Genomic DNA, 4173 nt, shown 5'->3' with positions numbered 1-4173 from the left:
GTTTATCCGTGGTTCTTCGGTGCGGTTCGTTCTGGTACAAGTCCAATTAACAAATGGCATTAGGATTTCTACTACGCCGCACTAGAGGGTAATTGGAATGGGACTTATTTATACAAACATTGATCTGAAAAATCCAAGAGATTCCTCTCTTAAGCCGATAACAGTCAAGGCCCTTGTTGATACGGAAGCGGTTACTCTCTGTATACCGGAACATGTTGCTGTCCAACTGAAATTGGATGAGTTGGAAAAAAAGAGCAGTCAAAACCGCAGATGGAAGATCATGTCTTATTCCCTATGTAGGTCCACTCCAAATCAGGTTTGAAAACAGAAATTGTTTTACCGGTGCCTTGGTGCTCGGTAATTCGGTTTTATTGGGATCCGTACCCTTGGAGGATATGGATCTGGTTATAAATCCAAGGTCTCAAGAAGTTACTGTTAATCCTGATAGTCCAAATATACCTTCAGCGGTGGTTATGCACCTAACAAGAAATTCAACCTGACTGTCGGTCAGGCATGGGGCCACGCTTGCCTCAACTGATATCGAGTTTCCCCACAGTACCCGGTACCCGCTTTCCTCGGGTCGGGGAAACAAGAAAGGCGCCTTTTGGGCGCCTTTCTTATTATTGCCAGTGGAGTTGGCTTTAATTGGAGATTTCGAGCTGGAATTTGACCGGTCCACGGTATTCCTTGCCGTCTTTTGCCTTGAAGTAATCGTTTACCGGAGACCGCTTGTTGTAGGGGCTGGTGAGGATTGCCACGTGACCGCCCGGAAAGGGTACGGACTCGATGACATCTGTCCCTTCCAGGAACCGATTGGCCGCCGTCGCGCACTTCGGGGTCACCAGGTCGTCTTTCATGGCATAGTTCTGATACCACTTCACGTCCAGGTCCTTCAGATCACCCACCTTTAGGGGCTTGTCGTACAGCTTGACCGGTAACAGGCCATCCTCGGAGATGGGTTGATGGAAGGTGCAGGTACTCATCTTGGCGATTTCCAGCGGCAGGTGTACACGCTCCTTGAGGAGCCACCGGAACAGAGCCGCCGCGGTCTTGCCGGGATTGAGGTCGGTCGCCTTATGCAGCGAGGCCTGGTCCAGCACCTTGATCAAAGGTGTCTCGCGGTCGATGGCGACAAACCGCATGCCTAAGCTCAGCATATACCCGTTGGCGACTTTATGGCCATTGGGCAGGGTGGTGGTGATGAAATCGTGGGGCATGTTGGGCATGCCGCTGATGGCGTTGCTGTAAGTGCCGTCGATGGGGGACACATTGGTGATGAGCGTATCGCTGACCTCCGTGAGGGTACCGGAAAGGGTGTTCATGAGGATGATGTAGCCCCCCTGGCAGGTACCGTTCAGGGTGACCTTTTTCCCGTGTTTCTCCTTGAGCACGGCGCACAGCTCCCGGGTCTGGGTACAATCGTCGTCCGGCGTCATGTTCTGCACGATATCGTTCTGGTCGATATCCTTGGTCACGCGCACGTAGGTGGGGATGCCTTCGTTGGCGAAGCTGTGGGCATAGCTCTTGTTTTCGTAGGGAAGGAACGAGAGGATATGCTCACCGAGCATATAGGGCGGTATCAGGAGCACCGGTTTCAGGTCGTCCCGCACTTCCACGCCTTCCTTGATCGGCAGTACCTGATACATGAGGAAAGAGCCGGTGTCATGGATCAAGCGGTACGCCGAGGTGTTGAAGTGGAATCCGAAGTCGTCTTTGACTTTTTCGATCTGCTCCGGGAAGTTGGCGACCGCCTCCATGACTTCCGCTTCGCGCTTCAGATAGCCCGCCAGATTCTCTCCCTCGTTATTGAGGATGGTGTTGAAGAAGGCCTCGTTGGCCTCCTTCAATTGGTCGAACGTGAAATCCACCATTTTCTCATGCGTGGCTAACATCCCTTTCCCCACCAGGGTCGATTTGTGCTGCATGATCTCCAAGGTATCACGCAAGGTCATGGGGTTGTCCTTGGCCGCCTGCAGCGCGATCTGGGCCGCGATCAGATAGCTGTCGAGAAACTCGGTCTGCTCGCGGTTGAAGGAACGGGTCAGCGCCATCATGTAACGCATCCAGCTGGTGCCGACGTCGGGTAGGTCTTTCAAGACATCTCGCATTGATCCGTACATGGTCATTTACCGTTGAAGATTGAGGCGATTGGCGGGAAAGAATATATCCGGCTGCCTAGGGGATTGATTCGTATTCAAGGCACGACAGCAGGGGTTGGGCAGCTACCGGCGCCACTTTGATGTCAGACGCAAGGGCAAGCAAGCGGATATGTTCTTCAAATCGCGTTGATTGATCACAGGGCCACCTTGAAAACTTCAAGGTGGCCCTGTGGGGTAGGGTAGGGATGCCCTGTCATGTTCGTGCGCGTAAGCGCTTGGAAACGGAGGCGATCGGAAACCGCCTTTTGGCGAGCACCAGCCCGCACCATCCCGTGGCGGGGATTTTTCTTTGGTCCTCGCAACCTGAACGGCGTATCAAGTCCCTGCCGGCGGGTGCCATCCGGCGTCGGCCCAGAGCTCGCCGCTGACCGCGGAGTTGGAGACGAGGAAGCAGATCGCGTCGGCAATCTCTTCTGGCCGGATCAAACGGCCCAGTTGGACATCGGGCAGGACGTACTTCTCCAGATAGCCTTCGGGCATGCCTTGCAGAATCGGGGTATCGACGAAACCGGGATGGATTACGGCGGTGCGAACGCCGTGAAACATGGACTCTTTCATCAAGGTTTGGGCGGCACCCTCCAGACCGGCCTTGGTCGACGAGTAAGATATCTGCCCCTTGTTACCCTGGGAGGCGACGGAGCCGATGAAGACGATGGTGCCCTGGACGGTCTCGTCCGGATGCCACTTCTTCTTGCCTTCCTGCTTCCGGTGCTCGGCCATGCGGGCGACCAGCTCCAGCGCCCAATACACGGGGTGTACCAGATTGACTTCCAGCACCTTGTGGAACAACTCGGCGGAATAGATGTCGGCCTTGCCGGTCTTTTTGTCGATGATGACCGACAGCCGGTCACGGAAGATGCCGGCCGAAGGTACGCAGATGTTTACGACCTCATGCTCGGCGCACATGGTATCGTAGACTTTCTTGCGGAAGGTCTCGTCCGTAACATCCCCTTGGAAGGATTTGCCTACCTCCTTGCCAAGCTTCTTATTCATCTTTGCTGTGACGTCGACCACCTTGTCGCTCATATCGACCATCGCAACCGCTTTGGCCCCCCGCTTGGCCAGCTCCTCCGCGGTGGCTAGGCCGATACCGCTGGCGGCACCCGTAATGACTGCTGTTTTACCTTCAATAATCATCGTTCTCTCCGGTTTCTGATGCCGCCTCTCCGACCTTGCGTCTGGGGAACTGCTCAGGCTCCGACGGCGATATTCGACCTTTGTTATCTTACTGCAATATTTGTGCGTCGCAACAACAGTATGTTTCGATGCGAGAATTAACTAGGCTAATAGATAGATCAGGAAGTCCCTTTGAACAAATTGAAAATCGGAGTCTCCCGGTCACCCTGGTGAGAGATGCGGGCCGGCAGCATCCAAGTCCCCGGATTTTTACCACCATGCGGGAGCTTCTGGCACGGAAGGCACCGGCAGTCGGATCCCGGTGGCGGCAGTCATGCCCGCACTTGCAGGGGTGACGCCAAGTCTGTAGCCTTCCTGAAAAATCAACCGTTTGGGGGAAGAAATTGCACCAAGGAAGATTTATGAAAACCTTCAATACCGCAGGTCCTACGAGACCGGACGAACATTACAGGGTCCCTCCATTGTCGCGTTGGGATATGGAAGAAATCCGGCGTTTGATCGGGGAGAAACGTTATTTCGTCCTCCACGCCCCGCGTCAGACCGGCAAGACCAGCTGCCTGCTGGCCTTGATGGAGCAGCTCAATGCGGGACAGGATTACACGGCCCTCTATGTAAACCTGGAGCCGGCCCAGGCGGCACGCGGGGATGTGGCAGCGGGGATGCGCACGATTGTCAGCGGGATCGCCCAAAATGCCCACCGTTACCTAGGCGATCAGCGACTGCGAGAATGGGTCGATGAGACGCTCCATGAATGCGGTCCCCATGGTGCCCTGCAGGGGTTGCTCTCTCACTGGTCGGAGGAGAACGACCGACCCATCGTGCTGTTACTGGACGAGGTGGATAGCCTGGTGGGAGATACCCTGATCTCGCTGCTGCG

Annotated in this window: 3 protein-coding genes; 1 reads left to right on the top strand and 2 read right to left on the bottom strand. The window is 55.1% G+C overall.

Annotated elements, in window-relative coordinates; genetic code table 11:
- Positions 1 to 641: 641 nt before the first annotated feature.
- Entirely contained in the window at positions 642 to 2120 is a 1479-nt protein-coding gene (locus BQ17_RS18765) for a hypothetical protein (RefSeq protein ID WP_141699372.1), read from the bottom strand.
- A gap of 354 nt (positions 2121 to 2474) precedes the next feature.
- Positions 2475 to 3296: an SDR family NAD(P)-dependent oxidoreductase gene (locus BQ17_RS18760; RefSeq protein WP_089729733.1), complete on the bottom strand. Its 822-nt coding sequence runs from the start codon at positions 3294 to 3296 to the stop codon at positions 2475 to 2477.
- 401 nt (positions 3297 to 3697) lie between these two features.
- On the opposite strand from BQ17_RS18760, the gene BQ17_RS18755 reads away from it, so the two are divergent.
- Positions 3698 to 4173 (top strand): AAA family ATPase (locus BQ17_RS18755; RefSeq protein WP_218068352.1); only part of this gene is annotated, 476 nt, incomplete at its 3' end.

The organism is Candidatus Thiosymbion oneisti (assembly GCF_900092655.1).
In the GTDB taxonomy this organism is placed as follows: Bacteria; Pseudomonadota; Gammaproteobacteria; order Chromatiales; family Chromatiaceae; genus Thiosymbion; species Thiosymbion oneisti.
This window is presented reverse-complemented; position numbering and strand designations above follow the sequence as displayed.

Excerpts from the sequence above, each read along its gene's own strand:
- BQ17_RS18765 (WP_141699372.1), bottom strand. The coding sequence starts at position 2,120 with ATGTACGGATCAATGCGAGATGTCTTGAAAGACCTACCCGACGTCGGC.
- BQ17_RS18760 (WP_089729733.1), bottom strand. The coding sequence starts at position 3,296 with ATGATTATTGAAGGTAAAACAGCAGTCATTACGGGTGCCGCCAGCGGT.